Annotated in this window: 11 protein-coding genes; 6 read left to right on the top strand and 5 right to left on the bottom strand. The window is 67.1% G+C overall.

Annotation, left to right across the window (positions count from 1 at the left end; translation table 11 throughout):
• Window positions 1–173: 173 nt before the first annotated feature.
• Complete coding sequence (locus ACQR1E_RS24075; protein WP_315713946.1) at window positions 174–1007, bottom strand: glucose 1-dehydrogenase; 834 nt, start codon at window positions 1005–1007, stop codon at window positions 174–176.
• 128 nt (window positions 1008–1135) lie between these two features.
• Between ACQR1E_RS24075 and xylB the strand changes: the two genes are divergently transcribed.
• The 5 genes from xylB to ACQR1E_RS24050 all read left to right on the top strand — a co-directional run bounded on the left by xylB (window position 1136) and on the right by ACQR1E_RS24050 (window position 6960).
• Window positions 1136–2581, top strand: coding sequence for a xylulokinase (gene xylB, locus ACQR1E_RS24070; protein ID WP_434897644.1), 1446 nt, complete (start codon window positions 1136–1138; stop codon window positions 2579–2581).
• Between the two features lie 148 nt (window positions 2582–2729).
• Complete coding sequence (locus ACQR1E_RS24065) at window positions 2730–4253, top strand: sugar ABC transporter ATP-binding protein (protein ID WP_316165753.1); 1524 nt, start codon at window positions 2730–2732, stop codon at window positions 4251–4253.
• Window positions 4246–5286, top strand: a complete 1041-nt coding sequence (locus tag ACQR1E_RS24060) for an ABC transporter permease subunit (protein WP_315713943.1) — start codon at window positions 4246–4248, stop codon at window positions 5284–5286. Before ACQR1E_RS24065 ends, ACQR1E_RS24060 begins: the two co-directional genes overlap by 8 nt.
• Before the next feature lie 100 nt (window positions 5287–5386).
• On the top strand, window positions 5387–6334 hold the full coding sequence (locus ACQR1E_RS24055) for an ABC transporter substrate-binding protein (RefSeq protein WP_315713942.1): 948 nt from the start codon (window positions 5387–5389) through the stop codon (window positions 6332–6334).
• Between the two features lie 287 nt (window positions 6335–6621).
• Window positions 6622–6960 (top strand): Rieske 2Fe-2S domain-containing protein, encoded by a 339-nt coding sequence (locus ACQR1E_RS24050; RefSeq protein WP_315713941.1) that lies wholly within the window; start codon window positions 6622–6624, stop codon window positions 6958–6960.
• A gap of 65 nt (window positions 6961–7025) precedes the next feature.
• Here the strand turns inward: ACQR1E_RS24050 and ACQR1E_RS24045 are convergent, their stop codons facing one another.
• The 4 genes from ACQR1E_RS24045 to ACQR1E_RS24030 all read right to left on the bottom strand — a co-directional run bounded on the left by ACQR1E_RS24045 (window position 7026) and on the right by ACQR1E_RS24030 (window position 11946).
• The gene (locus ACQR1E_RS24045) at window positions 7026–8336 is read right to left on the bottom strand and encodes a methyl-accepting chemotaxis protein (RefSeq protein WP_434897643.1); all 1311 of its coding nucleotides are present in this window, start codon (window positions 8334–8336) and stop codon (window positions 7026–7028) included.
• Window positions 8314–8835 carry a PAS domain-containing protein gene (locus tag ACQR1E_RS24040; RefSeq protein WP_315752630.1) on the bottom strand — a complete coding sequence of 174 codons (522 nt, stop codon included), beginning with the start codon at window positions 8833–8835 and terminating at the stop codon, window positions 8314–8316. Before ACQR1E_RS24040 ends, ACQR1E_RS24045 begins: the two co-directional genes overlap by 23 nt.
• 444 nt (window positions 8836–9279) lie before the next feature.
• Window positions 9280–10797, bottom strand: coding sequence for an aldehyde dehydrogenase (adh, locus tag ACQR1E_RS24035; protein WP_315713938.1), 1518 nt, complete (start codon window positions 10795–10797; stop codon window positions 9280–9282).
• Between the two features lie 147 nt (window positions 10798–10944).
• Window positions 10945–11946 carry a helix-turn-helix domain-containing protein gene (locus ACQR1E_RS24030; RefSeq protein WP_315713937.1) on the bottom strand — a complete coding sequence of 334 codons (1002 nt, stop codon included), beginning with the start codon at window positions 11944–11946 and terminating at the stop codon, window positions 10945–10947.
• A gap of 328 nt (window positions 11947–12274) precedes the next feature.
• On the opposite strand from ACQR1E_RS24030, the gene ACQR1E_RS24025 reads away from it, so the two are divergent.
• Entirely contained in the window at window positions 12275–14464 is a 2190-nt protein-coding gene (locus ACQR1E_RS24025; RefSeq protein ID WP_434842680.1) for a methyl-accepting chemotaxis protein, read from the top strand.
• Window positions 14465–14484 lie beyond the last annotated feature (20 nt).

The raw sequence follows: 14484 nt of genomic DNA, 5'->3' as shown, positions 1-14484 counted from the left end.
CGCCAAGCGCGCGCACTCTCGTACCCACGCCTTAACGAAATCTCGCTGCACCCGCGAAGGGCTGCCATGCGCCGCGGATGCTTAAGAGATCCTCACCGCGACGATGACAATGCAAGTGGATACAATGCGAATGATGGTACGCGCACGCGCGCATGAGCGATGCAGGGCTGGGATCAGCTCGCCCAATTGTCTCGGAATTCGCCGAACAGCGTGATGCCGCCGCATGCATAGATCGTCTGTCCGGTGATGTAGCTCGCTTCGGACGAGGCGAGAAAGGCGAACACGCCGGCGATCTCTTCCGGGCTCGCCACCCGCCCCATCGGAATGTGGGACTCGACCGCCGCGCGCTTGGCCGGGTCCCCGGTCCAGGCCGCGTTGATCGGCGTGTCGACGGCGCCCGGCCCGACCGAATTGACGCGGATGCCGCGCCCGGCGAATTCGAGCGCCAGGGTCCGCGTGAGGCCCGCCATCGCGCTCTTACTGATCGAATAAGCGAGATAGCCGGGCTTCGGAATGATCTGGTGCACGCTTGAGGTGTTGATGATGTTGCCGCCGCCGCGCGTGACGAAATGCGCCAGCGCGTGACGCGCGCAGAGCACGGCACCGTTGAGGTTGACCTCGAGGATCTTGCGATACGTGTCGACGTCGAGCGCCTCGCTGGGCGATTCCCGCTGAAAGCCGGCATTGTTGACCAGGCAGTCGAGCCGGGGCCAGCGCTTCAGCACCGTCTCGAACATCTCGGCGATCTCGGCCTCGACGCCGATGTCGGCCTTCACGGCAACGTGATCACGCGAGCCGTGACCATGCGCGGCAGAGGCGGCCTGCACCAGCGCCAGGGTTTCGTCGCCGGACGGCGACGGGCCGCCGAAATTGATCGCGACATGCGCACCCTCCTCGGCAAACCGCACCGCGATCGCGCGGCCGATGCCTTGCGTTGCGCCCGTCACCAGCGCGTAGTGTCCGACGAGACGCGACGCCCGTTCGGCTGGTTGGTCAGATGGCTCCATGTCTCGACTCCGTGAAAATGATCTCGCCTCAGCGCGCTGCGATGACTCGCGTTCGGATGACAAGGCTATCAGGAGTCTGGTATCGCTCCACTCCGTATCCGTCGTTGCGCACGCAGGCGTGAGACGTCATGTATCTCGGCATCGATCTTGGAACATCCGCGGTCAAGACGATCATCGTCGATGACACGCAGCGCGTCGTTGCGAGCCGCAGCCACGCCTTGACGATGGACGTGCCGCGACCGGGCCGGGCCGAGCAGGACCCCGCCGCATGGATCGGCGCGGTGTTCGCCACGCTCGATGCGCTGAAGGCCGATCATCCCGGCGCGTTGGCGGCGGTGGACGCCATCGGCCTGTCGGGCCAGATGCATGGCCCGGTGCTGCTCGATGCCGCGATGAATCCGTTGCGGCCCTGCATTCTCTGGAACGACGGCCGGTCGGAGCGCGAATGCGCTGCGCTGGAGCAGCGCTGGCCCGCCTTGCGCACGATCACCGGCAACAAGGCGATGCCCGGCTTCGCCGCGCCGAAGCTGATGTGGATCGCGGCGCACGAGCCCGAGATCTTCGCGGCCACGCGGCTGGTTCTGCTGCCGAAGGCCTATGTCCGGCTGGTGCTGACGGGCGATGCGATCGAGGACATGTCCGATGCGTCCGGCTCGCTCTGGCTCGATGTCACCAGGCGCGACTGGTGCGACGAGGGCCTCGCCGCCACCGGCCTCACCCGTGCGCAGATGCCGCGCCTCGTCGAAGGCTGCGCGCCGGCAGGCCGGCTGCGCAGTAACCTCGCGGAACGCTGGGGCATGACGAAGCGCCCAACCATCGCGGGAGGCGCAGGCGACAACCCGGCCGGCGCCGTCGGCATCGGCGCGATCCGGCCGGGCGCCACGTTCATCACGCTCGGCACGTCCGGCGCCGTGATCTCGCCGGTCGACGCCGTCACGGCCAATCCCGAGCGCGTCGTTCACACCTTCTGTCATGCCATCCCGGCGATGTGGATACAGGCTGGCGCGATGCTGTCGGCGGCCTCATGCCTCGCCTGGGTCGCGCGGCTGCTCGGCGCGAGCGAGACCGAGCTGCTCGCCCCGCTGGGCGCGGGCCCCGCCGCGCCGTCGCCGGTCAGCTTCCTGCCCTATCTCGCGGGCGAGCGCACGCCGCATGACGATCCCCATGTCCGCGGCCTGCTCGACGGCCTGAGCCACGCCACCGACCGCAACGCCATCGTCCAGGCGGTGCTCGAGGGCGTTGCCTTCGCACTGGCCGACTGCCGCGACGCGCTGACGGAAACCGGGCTCGTCATTGCCGAAGCGGATGCGATCGGCGGCGGATCGCGCTCGGACCTTTGGCTGGCGATCCTGGCGAATGTGCTCGGCATTCCCGTTCATCGGCTGGCCGAGGGCGAGACCGGCGCCGCCTTCGGCGCGGCGCGGCTGGCACGTCTTGCCGTCACCGGTGAGGACATCGGCGCGGTCTGCACGCCGCCGGCGCGCGTGCGGACCTTCGCTCCGGACGTCGCGCTGTCGGCAGCCTATGCCGAGCGGCGGCCGCGCTGGCGACAGCTCTATCGTCGGCCGAGCTAACCGGATCTCCGAAAGGCATTCGTCGCGGCGACGTGTTGCGGCGGCGTCTCTTTCATATTGTATTCGGCAACAGCCTCTAGTTTAATGGCTTCCCGCGCCAGCGATCAACGAGCCGCGGACGACGAGACGACGTGCATTGGGAGGCACGATGAGCGGTCCGATCCTCGAGATGCGCGGGGTGTCGAAGTCATTCTTCACCATCAAGGCCCTGCACAAGGTCGACCTCACCGTCTACGCCGGCGAAGTCCATGCGCTGATGGGCGAGAACGGTGCCGGCAAATCCACGCTGATGAAGATTCTCTCCGGCGCCTATCGCCCGGATCCCGGCGGTGAGATCCGCATCGAGGGCCGGCCGGTGCGCATCGAAGGGCCGATGGGCGGCCGCAACGCCGGCATTTCGATCATCTACCAGGAGTTGTCGCTGGCGCCGAACCTGACGGTCGCCGAAAACATCTATCTCGGCCGCGAGCTGTCGCAGAGCGGCCTGCTCGCGCGCAGCGCGATGCGCGAGGGCGTCGGACCGATCCTGGACCGGCTCGGCGCCGATTTCACGGCCTCCACCTTGGTGGCCGAGTTGTCGATGGGCCAGCGCCAGCTGGTGGAGATTGCCCGCGCGCTGCATGCACGATCCAAGATCCTGATCATGGACGAGCCGACCACCTCGCTGTCGGCCGGCGAGAGCGAGAAGCTGTTCGCGCTGATCCGCCAGCTCCGCGCCGAAGGGCTCGCCATCATCTACATCTCGCATCGCATGGACGAGGTCTATGCGCTCGGCGACCGCGTCACCGTGCTGCGCGACGGCCGGCTGGTCGGCTCGCTCGACAAGCCGGAGATCCGCGCCGACAGCATCGTCCGCATGATGGTCGGCCGCGACGTGTCGTCGTTCTACAAGAAGGACCACGACCCGCACGCCAAGCGTGATCGCGCGGTGCTCAGCGCCGTCGACCTCGGCGACGGCCATCGCGTCAAGAATTGCTCGCTGACCGTTCATGCCGGCGAGGTGGTCGGCCTCGCCGGGCTGATCGGCGCCGGACGCACCGAGCTCGCGCATCTCATCATCGGAGCCGCGCCGAAGACGACCGGACACATCGAGCTCGACGGCGAGAAAGTCAGCATCGACACGCCGCGCGATGCGCTCGATGCCGGCATCGCCTATCTGACCGAGGACAGGAAGGCGCTCGGGCTGTTCCTCGACATGTCCTGCGCCGACAACATCAACCTCGCCGTGATCGGACGGGACGCGAAGCCCGGCGGCATTCTCGACCGCGACAAGGCGCGCGCACGCGCCGACGAGGCGTTCAGCGCGCTCGGCATCCGCGCTCCCAATCCGGGCGTCACCGTCGGCGGCCTGTCGGGCGGCAATCAGCAGAAGGTGCTGCTGTCCCGCCTGCTTGCGACCGCGCCGAAGGTCCTGATCCTGGACGAGCCGACCCGCGGCGTCGATGTCGGCGCCAAGTCCGAGATCTATTCGATCATCGACAATCTCGCCAAGTCCGGCACCGCGATCCTGGTGATCTCGTCCGACCTGCCGGAAATTCTCGGCATCTGCGACCGCGTGCTGGTGATGCGCGAAGGGCATCTGGCCGGCGAGCTGCAGCAGAGCGCGACATCCCCCATCACCCAGGAAGACATCATGGCGCTGGCCACCGGGACGGAGCACGTCGATGCCTGACAACAGTTCGTCGCAAGCCAAGACCGCGCCTTCATCCGGCCTGCCGTCCGCATCGGACAACAAGCAGCAGCGGCTACGGCTGATGATCCGCGCCGCCGGCATGCTGCCGGTGCTGCTGATCCTCTGCGTCGGCTTCCACATGCTGTCCGACGGACGCTTCTTCTCCGGACAGAATCTCGGCATCGTGCTGCAGCAGGCCGCCGTGAATACCGTGCTCGCCGCCGGCATGACCTTCGTCATCCTGACCGGCGGCATCGATTTGTCGGTCGGCTCGATCCTCGCCGCGGCTGCCATGGCCGGCCTGACACTGTCGAAGATGCCCGATCTCGGCGCACTGTGGCTGCCGGCCGCGGTGCTGACGGGCCTTGCCTTCGGCGTCGTCAATGGCGCGCTGATCGCGCTATTGCGGCTGCCGCCGTTCATCGTGACACTCGGGTCGCTCACGGCGGTGCGCGGTCTCGCCCGCCTGATGGGTGGCGACACCACCGTGTTCAACCCATCGATTCCCTACGCCTTCATCGGCAACGCCTCGCTGACGATCATTCCCGGCGTCGTCTCGATCCCCTGGCTGTCGGTGATCGCGCTGCTGGTGATCCTGGGCTCCTGGCTGATCCTGCGCCGGACCGTGCTCGGCGTGCACATCTATGCCGTCGGCGGCAATGAGAGCGCCGCGCGGCTCGCCGGCATCAAGGTCTGGGCGGTGCTGATCTTCGTCTACGGCATGTCCGGCCTGCTCGCCGGCCTCGGCGGCGGCATGCAGGCGGCGCGGCTCTATGCGGCGAACGGTCTGCAGCTCGGCCAGTCCTACGAGCTCGACGCGATCACCGCCGTCATTCTCGGCGGCACGTCGTTCGTCGGCGGCATCGGCTCGATCTGGGGCACGCTGGTCGGCGCGCTCATCATCGCGGTGTTGTCGAACGGGCTCATCTTGGTCGGCGTGTCCGACATCTGGCAATACGTCATCAAGGGCCTCGTGATCATCGGCGCCGTCGCGCTCGACCGCTACCGGCTGCAGGGCTCGGCCCGCACCTGAGACAACATGGCGGGCGCCACCGGGGCCCGCCACAACGCATTCTTCCACGGCCACTGGTCCGCCGTGCGTAGACGAACAGGAAGGACCAGGGAGGAAACACATGGTCAAGTCGATGTTATCAGCCGGTGCCGCGCTGGCGCTCGTGATGAGCTCCGCGCCGTCATCGGCCAAGGAGCTGAAATCGATCGGCGTGTCGCTGGGTTCACTCGGCAACCCGTTCTTCGTCGCGTTGTCGAAGGGCGCCGAGTTCGAGGCCAAGAAGACCAATCCCAACGTCAAGATCACCGCGGTCGGCTTCGAATATGATCTCGGCAAGCAGGTCACCCAGATCGACAATTTCATCGCCGCCGGCGTCGACATGATCCTGCTCAACCCGGGAGATCCCAAGGCGATCGGCCCGGCGATCAAGAAGGCGCAGGCGGCCGGCATCCTCGTCGTTGCGGTCGACACCGCGGCCGAGGGCGCCGATGCCACCGTGACGACCAACAACGTGCAGGCCGGCGAGATCTCGTGCCAGTACATCGTCGACAAACTCGGCGGCAAGGGTGACGTGATCATCGAGAACGGGCCGCAGGTGTCGGCGGTGATCGACCGCGTCAACGGCTGCAAGAGCGTGTTCGCCAAGGCCCCCGGCATCAAGGTTCTCTCCAGCGACCAGGACGGCAAGGGCTCGCGTGAGGGCGGCCTCACGGTGACGCAGGGCTATCTCACCCGCTTCCCGAAGATCGACGCCATCTTCGCCATCAACGATCCGCAGGCGATCGGCACCGATCTCGCTGCGCGTCAGCAGCAGCGCACCGGCATCATCATCACTGCGGTCGACGGCGCCCCCGACATCGAGGCGGCGCTGAAGGATCCGGCCTCGCAGCAGATCCAAGCCTCGGCCTCGCAGGATCCGTTCTTCATGGCCCGCCGCGCCGTGCAGATCGGCGTCGGCCTGCTCAATGGCCAGAAACCGGCCTCGACGGTCGAGCTGCTGCCCTCCAAGCTGATCACGCGCGACAATGTCGGCGAGTACAAGGGTTGGACCTCGGAGCGGAAGGAATAGAGTTCGATCGTCGACCCGCATCTGATTGAAAGCATCGAGAAGCGCCGCCCTCTCTGGGGCGGCGTTGTGCTTGGAACCACATTCTGTCTCGTCGGCGTGCCTTCAACGACCGATCGCCGTAGACTCGCACGTCGATGGCAGATGTGGCAAACAACGTTCTCGACGGGGGAATTCAACCTGCGCTGCGCCTTGTCGCGTTTGCGACAAGACTCCCCTGTTTGTCCCGCTTTCCGCTGGTCCGGAACTTGCGTGGGCCTGCCTGACCGCATCAATCAGCAGGCGATCCGATGGCTTTCACCGCAGTCTGTCCGACAAGCGCCATGACCGAAGGCGGCATGGGCCTGTACCAGGTCGGCAAGAAGAGCGTGCTGCTGCTCTGGCCCCGTGGCGGCGAGCTGAAGGCCTATCGCGGCCGCTGCCCGCATGCCGACGTGCCGCTGGCGGAAGCGACCTTCGACGGCCGGACGATCACCTGCCCGCATCATCAATGGGGCTTCGACGCCACCCACGGCAAGTGCGTCACCCATCTCGTCCGCAATGCGTTGCACGCCTACCCGCTGCAGGTCGAGGGCGATGAGATCCAGGTGGATGTCGGGCCGGTGAAGCCGGCACGCGCCGCGAGCTGATCGGGCCCAGGCCGGCCGGGCGCTCGACGGTCGCGCGGCAGACACCTGCCCGCACACCGCCGCAGCTATCCCGTTGCCATCAGCCGCTTCATGAACTGGTCGACCTCGCGACGCAGCGTCTCGACCTCACCATGGACCCGCTCGGAGGCATTGTTGACCCGCGCCGCGATCCGGCCGGTGTCGGCGGCAGCGCTGCTGATCGCGCCGACATTGGACGCGACCCGTGCCGTGCCGGACGAGGCTTCCTGAACGTTGTGTGCGATGTCTCGCGTCGCCGCCGCCTGCTGGTCGACCGCGGCCGAGATGGCGGAAGCGATCTCGTCGATCTCGGCGATCGTTCGCGCGATCGCCTCGACCGACGCGACCGACGTGGAGGTCGAGTGCTGCATCTCGTTGACCTTGGCGCTGATCTCTTCGGTCGCCTTGGCGGTCTGATCGGCAAGACTCTTGACCTCGGCCGCAACGACGGAAAAACCGCGCCCGGCGTCGCCGGCCCGCGCCGCTTCGATCGACGCGTTGAGCGCCAGGAGATTGGTCTGTTCCGCGATCTCGCTGATCAGCTTGACCACGTCGCCGATCCGGACCGCGGCATCGGCCAGTTCGCGGATCTCCCCGCCGGCACGATTGGCCTCGCTGACCGCACGCCCGGCGCTTTCGGTGGAGCGTGAAACCTGCCGGCCAATTTCGGCGATCGAGGACGCGAGCTGATCGGCCGCGCCCGCCGCCGTCTGAACATTGGACGACGCGCGCCCCGAGGCGGCGATCACATCCTCGGTCTGGCGGCTGGTTTCCGTCGCGGCCGTCGCGACGTGGCCGGCATCGGACTCGAGATCCTCCGCCGCACCGACGAGGCTGACGACGATCTGATCGAGTTGGGTGCCGAACTGCCGGGCCAGACCCGAAATGTCGACCACCCGGCGGCCGAGGCTGTCGGTGCCCTGGTTGATGATCGCCGCGGACCGGCGGAATGCGCCAGGCAGGCCTCGCGCCATGATCTTGCGGAAATGCTTGCCGCGGCTGGCATAGTCCATCGACGCCGACGCTTCGCGCACGAAGGCGTCGGTGATGTCGAGCATGTCGTTGATCGATTTCTGCAACAAACCGATGTCGCCGTGCTGGCGCCGGCTCAGCACCCGCGGCTCGAGGTTGCCTTTGGCCGCGCTGTGACACACCATGGCCGCTTCCGCGACCACGGCGGCCGCCAACCGCAGCTGCCACAGGGCAAGGCCGAGCAGCAGCGCGACCGCGATGAGCAGCGCTCCGCCTGCCGCGGGCGGGGTCGCGCCGGCGACGACGAGCCAGGCCAGCCCGCCGAGTGTCAGCAGCGCCGCCGCCGCGATCGCGATCTGCGCCTTAGAGAGAGAGCACGAACTCATCATATTCAACGCCTTGTTGTTTGATCACCGCGACCATCATGTCAAAGCTTGCGCGCAGGCCGTCCTTGGCATTGGCGTGGCGCGCCTCTTCGTCGCACAGCGCCTTGTAGATGGACTTGAGCCGCTCGATCGGCGCACGCTCGGGTCTGCGGCGGTTGGAATGGTAGCCGATGATATTGCCCTGGTCGTCCAGCGTCGGCGTCACATGGGCGAGCACCCAATAATGGCTGCCGTCCTTGGCCAGGTTGACGACATAGGCGAAGATCTCGCGCTTGGCCTCCAGCGTGTCCCACAGCAGCTTGAAGACGCAGCGCGGCATCTCGGGATGGCGGATCAGGCTGTGAGGCGCTCCCAGGAGCTCGTCATAGCTATACCTGGCCATGCGAACGAAGACGTCGTTGGCGTAGGTGATGCGTCCCTTGCGGTCGGTCTTCGAGACGATCAGGTCTTCTTCGCCGAGCATGTGCTCGATTCCCGTCGGCTTCACAACGTGGGCCATGGCTGGTCCTCCTTGCGGTCATCACGATGCGGGGCGGACAGACGGGATGTCCCGGCCTTCACGGACGGTCCGGTCGACGCGCTGGCGGAACCGGCGTCGTCCGGCATGCGGCCGGGTGTCACCGAGACCCCCATCGACCGGCTTTCGTCGGCTCAGGAAAAAGGCTGTCCGCCTCACCGGCCTCAATCTGACGTTAACTGTCAAACATCGCGTTAACCGGGAGGTCCGCCAAACTACAGAGACCGCCCGCGGCAGGGACGGGACGCGCCGGCTCGATGGTCGGCGTTGGGTCTGGACCGCTGGCCGGAGGATCGCATCGGCCGTCGCCTTGTCGGAAGATGTGGCACAAGGACCAGGAGGTGCGTACGTGACGCCACGCAACCTCGTGAGACGCGCACGGACCGGTCGGGGCGCTCATGCCCGACCGGCCCGGCGCCCCCTGCCTCAGAAGAAGCCGAGCTTCTTCGGGCTGTAGCTGACCAGCATGTTCTTGGTCTGCTGGTAGTGGTCGAGCATCACCTTGTGGGTCTCGCGTCCGACGCCGGACTGCTTGTAACCGCCGAACGCCGCATGCGCCGGATAGGCGTGATAGCAGTTGGTCCAGACGCGCCCCGCCTGGATGTTGCGGCCGAAGCGGTAGCAGGTGTTGGCGTCGCGGCTCCACACGCCGGCGCCAAGGCCGTAGAGCGTGTCGTTGGCGATCGCCAGCGCCTCGTCCTCGGTCTTGAAGGTCGTGACCGAGACGACCGGCCCGAAGATCTCCTCCTGGAACACGCGCATCTTGTTGTGTCCCTTGAACACCGTCGGCTTGACGTAATAGCCGCCGGCGAGATCGCCGCCGAGCATGTTGCGCTCGCCACCGATCAGGAGCTGCGCACCCTCGTTCTTGCCGATGTCGATGTAGGACAGGATCTTGGTGAGCTGCTCCGAGGAGGCCTGCGCGCCGATCATGGTGGCGGGATCGAGCGGGCTGCCCTGCACGATCGCGCCGACGCGCTTCAGCGCGCGCTCCATGAAGCGCTCGTAGATCGACTCGTGGATCAGCGCACGGCTCGGGCAGGTGCAGACCTCGCCCTGGTTGAGCGCGAACATCACGAAGCCCTCGATCGCCTTGTCGAGGAAGTCGTCGTCCTCGGCGCAGACGTCCTTGAAGAAGATGTTGGGCGACTTGCCGCCGAGTTCGAGCGTGACCGGGATCAGGTTCTGGGACGCATATTGCATGATCAGCCGCCCCGTCGAGGTCTCGCCGGTGAAGGCGATCTTGGCGATGCGGTTCGACGATGCCAGCGGCTTGCCTGCTTCGAGGCCGAACCCGTTGACGACGTTGAGCACGCCCGGCGGCAGCAGGTCGCCGACGATCTCCATCAGCACGAGGATCGAGGCCGGTGTCTGCTCGGCCGGCTTGAGCACGACGCAGTTGCCGGCGGCGAGCGCGGGCGCGAGCTTCCAGGCCGCCATCAGGATCGGGAAATTCCACGGAATGATCTGGCCGACGACGCCGAGCGGCTCGTGGAAGTGATAGGCGATGGTATCGTGGTCGATCTCGGCGATCGAGCCTTCCTGCGCGCGGATCACGCCGGCGAAATAGCGGAAGTGATCGATGGCGAGCGGGATATCGGCGGCGGTCGTCTCGCGGATCGGCTTGCCATTGTCCCAGGTCTCGGCGAGCGCGAGCTTGTCGAGATTGGCCTCCATGCGGTCGGCGATCCGGTTGAGGACCATCGCGCGCTCGGTGACGCTGGCGCGGGCCCAGCCGTCCTTGGCGGCATGCGCGGCGTCGAGCGCGGCCTCGATGTCAGAGGCATCGGAGCGCGCGATCTGGCACACCGGCTGGCCGGTGATCGGCGAGATGTTGTCGAAATATTTGCCGGCGTTGGGGGCCTTCCAGGCGCCGCCGATGAAATTGTCGTAACGCGCAGCGAACGGCGGCTTGAACGCCGCATTGACGTCAACCTTGGTCATCTGTCTCTCCCATTCACGCCGATGCACACGGCGTTGGAGACAGGCTCGATCAAACCGACGCAACAGACCAGAGGCCGGAGCGAGCGCGTCCGAGGAAGTGTCGCAGTTCTGCGACATCTTGGCTGCGATTCGACAGCCGCGGCGCGTTCACCGCTCGAGCCCGAGCCGCTTCATCTTCCGGTGCAGGGTGGCGCGCGACATGTCGAGCTCCTTCGCCGCCTTCGAGACGTTGCCGCCGGCGCGCGCCAGCGCGCGCTTCAGAACAGCACGCTCGGCGGCGTCGATGTCGTCGCCCTCGGTGGTTGCGTCCTTGATCAGGTCGCCGGCTGGCACCGGGCGCGCCAGCGCGGACGAAGAAAGGTTGAGCGCACGGCGCGCCGCCCGTGTGGCACCGATGACGAGGTCGTTGCGATCGACTGCCAGCAGCGAGTTGATCTCGCGCTCGCTGTCCGGCGTGAGCACGATGCGGGCGTGCGGAAAGGCCTGGCGGAAATTCTCCGCCTCGATCAGGCGCGCGGCATCCGCGACGGTGGTCGCGATCAGCCGGCTGAAGCCTTCGGTCAGATCGGCACGACAGGAGGAGACGTCGAGCGCGGCCTTGAGCTGACCGTGCTCGTCGAAGATCGGCGCCGTGGTGCAGAACAGGCGCGCGTTGCGCGACAGGTAGTGCTGATCTCGGTCGATGGTCAGCGGCCGCTTCTCGACCAGGCAGGTGCCGATGGCGTTGGTGCCCTCGTGCCGCTCGCTCCACACCGCGCCGGTCCACAGGCCCCAGGATTCGAAGGTGGCGTCGTCCCCGCGGGCGCCGCGGCGCTCGAGCACGGTGCCGTCGGCATCGGCGAGCAGCACCGAGCAGCCGACGCCCCCAACCGCCAGGAACAGCCGGTCGAGGCTCGCCTGCGCGATCGCGAGCAGCCGCCCGAGCCGCGCGCGCGCGTCCGCGATTTCGGCGGCAGTCAGGCGAGCCGGCAGCTTCGGCGTGGCGGGATCGAGCGCATGGAGATGGCCGGAGCGGCGCCATGATGCCGCGAGCGCCGAGACCGCCGGCGCGCCTCTGTCGGCTCTGCTGTCTGCGTCAGCCTTCGCATCCCCCTTGGCCAAGGCCTCCAGGACGCGATCCGAATGGGCATTCCCGGGCGAACGCCCCATGTCCCTCCTCCCGGCTCTGCCCGCGTTAGCGCGGCTTATTGCTAGACTAGCGCAACTACAGCACCGCGGTTTGACCGGCGTCAAGGAACGCCGACCAGGCTGCAATCCTTCGCTCGCCGCCGGGGCCGCGACCGATGCCTCACTTTCCCCGGACGACTACGGGGGTGTCGCAACACTGCGACACTCCCTCGCCCGAACTGGTCCGTGCGCCCTGAAATGGAGCCGGTGCCTTAAAGCGCATTAATCCTCAGTCCGGATGGTTCCCGCACGCGCTTCGCACCGACGAACGTCATTGCCCGGTGTCGCGAGGCAACCATGAGAGGGAAACATGCGCCTATCCTTTGCGGCAATACGCTCCATCCAGACCAAGATCGCCTTGATCGCCGGCTTCTGCCTGGCGCTCACCTGCGTCATCCTGATCGGCTACGGTCTGTTCTCGACGCAGAGCATGAACCAGTACGTCAACCACGAGGTGATGCAGCTCGTCGATCGCCAGACCAAGGAAAGCCTGATGAACCGGGCCTCCACCGAGGCCAACGTCATCAAGGCCGAGCTGGAGGTCGGGTTCGACGCCGCGCGCACCCTGGCGCAGTCCTTTGCGGTGTTGGCGGACGCCAAGAACGGGACCGCCACGAGCGCCCGCCGCGCGCAGCTCAACGCCGTGCTGCGGCATGTGCTGGAGCTCAATCCCGCCTTCAACGGCACCTATTCGGCCTGGGAGCCCGACGGGCTGGACGGCAACGATGCGGCCTTCAAGGCCAACAAGGAAATGGGCTCCGACCACACCGGCCGCTTCCTCCCCTATTGGACGCGAAGCGCCGGCGGCGCAATCGCCGTGCAGCCGCTGGTCGAATACGACAGCAGCGAGCGCCATCAGAATGGCCTCGTGAAGGGCGCCTGGTACATCAACCCGAGCACCACCGGGAGGGAGAACATCCTCGGACCGCTGCCCTACATCGTCCAGGGCAAGCCGGTGTTCCTGGCCACGATGTCCGTTCCCGTCATGATTGACGGCAAATTCCGCGGTCTCGCCGGCGCCGACTACAATCTCGACTTCGTGCAGAAGCTGGCGGTCAAGATCAACACCTCGCTGTTCGACGGCAAGGGCAAGGTCGTGATCCTCAACGACACCGGCCTCGTCGTCGCCGACAGCGCCGACCAGAACGTCATCGGCAAATCCGCCGCCGAGGCCGACTCGCGCTGGGCCGACAGCGCCGCCATCGTTCGAACCGGCAAGGGCACCGTTCTCGACGAGCCCAACAATCCCAACGTCGACATCTACGCCCCGATCACATTCGGTCTCACCGACACGCCCTGGTCGGTCGTGATCTCCGTCCCGCGCGACGTCGTTCTCGCCTCCGCACGGCAGCTCGACGCCTCGCTCAGCGGCCGCTCGACCAACAACACGCTGTGGCAGCTCGGGGTCGGAACGGTGATCACGGCGCTTGCGATCTTCCTCATCTGGGTGGCGGCACGGGGCATTGCCCGTCCGATCCAGGATTGCGCCGCGTTTGCCAATGGCATCGCCAAAGGCGACTTCAACCAGACCCTCACCATCGAGCAGGCCGACGAGGTCGGAGCCCTCGCCACCTCCCTGAAAGCCATGCAGGGCGACCTGAAGCAGAGCATCGCGCAGCGCGCCGAGGACCAGGCCGCCGCCGACGCCCAGCGTCGCCACGAGATGAGCCAGATGGCGGATCAGTTCGAGGCGTCCGTCGGCAGCATCGTCGAAACCGTGTCGGCTGCCTCGAGCACGCTGGAGACGTCGGCCGGCTCGTTGAGCGCCACCGCGGAGCGGGCGCAGACGCTGGCTACGACGGTCGCCGTGGCATCGGAGCAGGCGTCCACCAACGTGCAGTCGGTGGCGTCCGCGACCGAGGAGATGGCCTCCTCGGTGACCGAGATCAGCCGCCAGGTGCAGCAGTCCGCGCGCATGGCCAACGAGGCCGTCACGCAGGCACGCTCCACCACGGGGCGGGTCGGCGAGCTGTCGAAGGCGGCCGCGCGGATCGGCGACGTCGTCGAGCTCATCAACAGCATCGCCGGCCAGACCAACCTGCTCGCCCTCAACGCCACCATCGAGGCGGCACGGGCGGGCGACGCCGGACGCGGCTTTGCCGTGGTCGCCACCGAGGTCAAGGCGCTTGCCGAGCAGACCGCGAAGGCGACCGGCGACATCGGCCAGCAGATCGCGGGCATCCAGACCGCCACCCAGGAGTCCGTCGGCGCGATCCGCGAGATCAGCGAGACCATCGAACGCCTGTCGGAGATCTCGGCCACCATCGCCGCCGCAGTCGAGCAACAGGGCGCGGCGACGCAGGAGATCTCACGCAACGTCCAGCAGGCGGCCCAGGGCACGCAGCAGGTCTCCTCGAACATCACCGATGTGCAGCGCGGCGCAAGCAGCACCGGGACCGCGTCCTCCGAGGTGCTGTCGGCCGCGAAGCTGCTGTCGCGTGACAGTGGCCGCCTGAGGGACGAGGTCGGCAAGTTCCTGAGCTCGGTCCGCGCGAGCTGAGCGCCGGCCGACCAAAACCG

This window comes from Bradyrhizobium sp. HKCCYLRH1030 (genome assembly GCF_051168395.1).
Taxonomy (GTDB): Bacteria; Pseudomonadota; Alphaproteobacteria; order Rhizobiales; family Xanthobacteraceae; genus Bradyrhizobium.
This window is presented reverse-complemented; position numbering and strand designations above follow the sequence as displayed.

Bases quoted from the DNA above. Each gene is read 5' to 3' on its own strand.
- ACQR1E_RS24050 (WP_315713941.1), top strand. From the start codon at position 6,622: ATGGCTTTCACCGCAGTCTGTCCGACAAGCGCCATGACCGAAGGCGGC.
- ACQR1E_RS24060 (WP_315713943.1), top strand. From the start codon at position 4,246: ATGCCTGACAACAGTTCGTCGCAAGCCAAGACCGCGCCTTCATCCGGC.
- ACQR1E_RS24065 (WP_316165753.1), top strand. From the start codon at position 2,730: ATGAGCGGTCCGATCCTCGAGATGCGCGGGGTGTCGAAGTCATTCTTC.
- ACQR1E_RS24045 (WP_434897643.1), bottom strand. From the start codon at position 8,336: ATGAGTTCGTGCTCTCTCTCTAAGGCGCAGATCGCGATCGCGGCGGCG.
- adh (WP_315713938.1), bottom strand. From the start codon at position 10,797: ATGACCAAGGTTGACGTCAATGCGGCGTTCAAGCCGCCGTTCGCTGCG.
- xylB (WP_434897644.1), top strand. From the start codon at position 1,136: ATGTATCTCGGCATCGATCTTGGAACATCCGCGGTCAAGACGATCATC.
- ACQR1E_RS24055 (WP_315713942.1), top strand. From the start codon at position 5,387: ATGGTCAAGTCGATGTTATCAGCCGGTGCCGCGCTGGCGCTCGTGATG.
- ACQR1E_RS24075 (WP_315713946.1), bottom strand. From the start codon at position 1,007: ATGGAGCCATCTGACCAACCAGCCGAACGGGCGTCGCGTCTCGTCGGA.
- ACQR1E_RS24025 (WP_434842680.1), top strand. From the start codon at position 12,275: ATGCGCCTATCCTTTGCGGCAATACGCTCCATCCAGACCAAGATCGCC.
- ACQR1E_RS24040 (WP_315752630.1), bottom strand. From the start codon at position 8,835: ATGGCCCACGTTGTGAAGCCGACGGGAATCGAGCACATGCTCGGCGAA.
- ACQR1E_RS24030 (WP_315713937.1), bottom strand. From the start codon at position 11,946: ATGGGGCGTTCGCCCGGGAATGCCCATTCGGATCGCGTCCTGGAGGCC.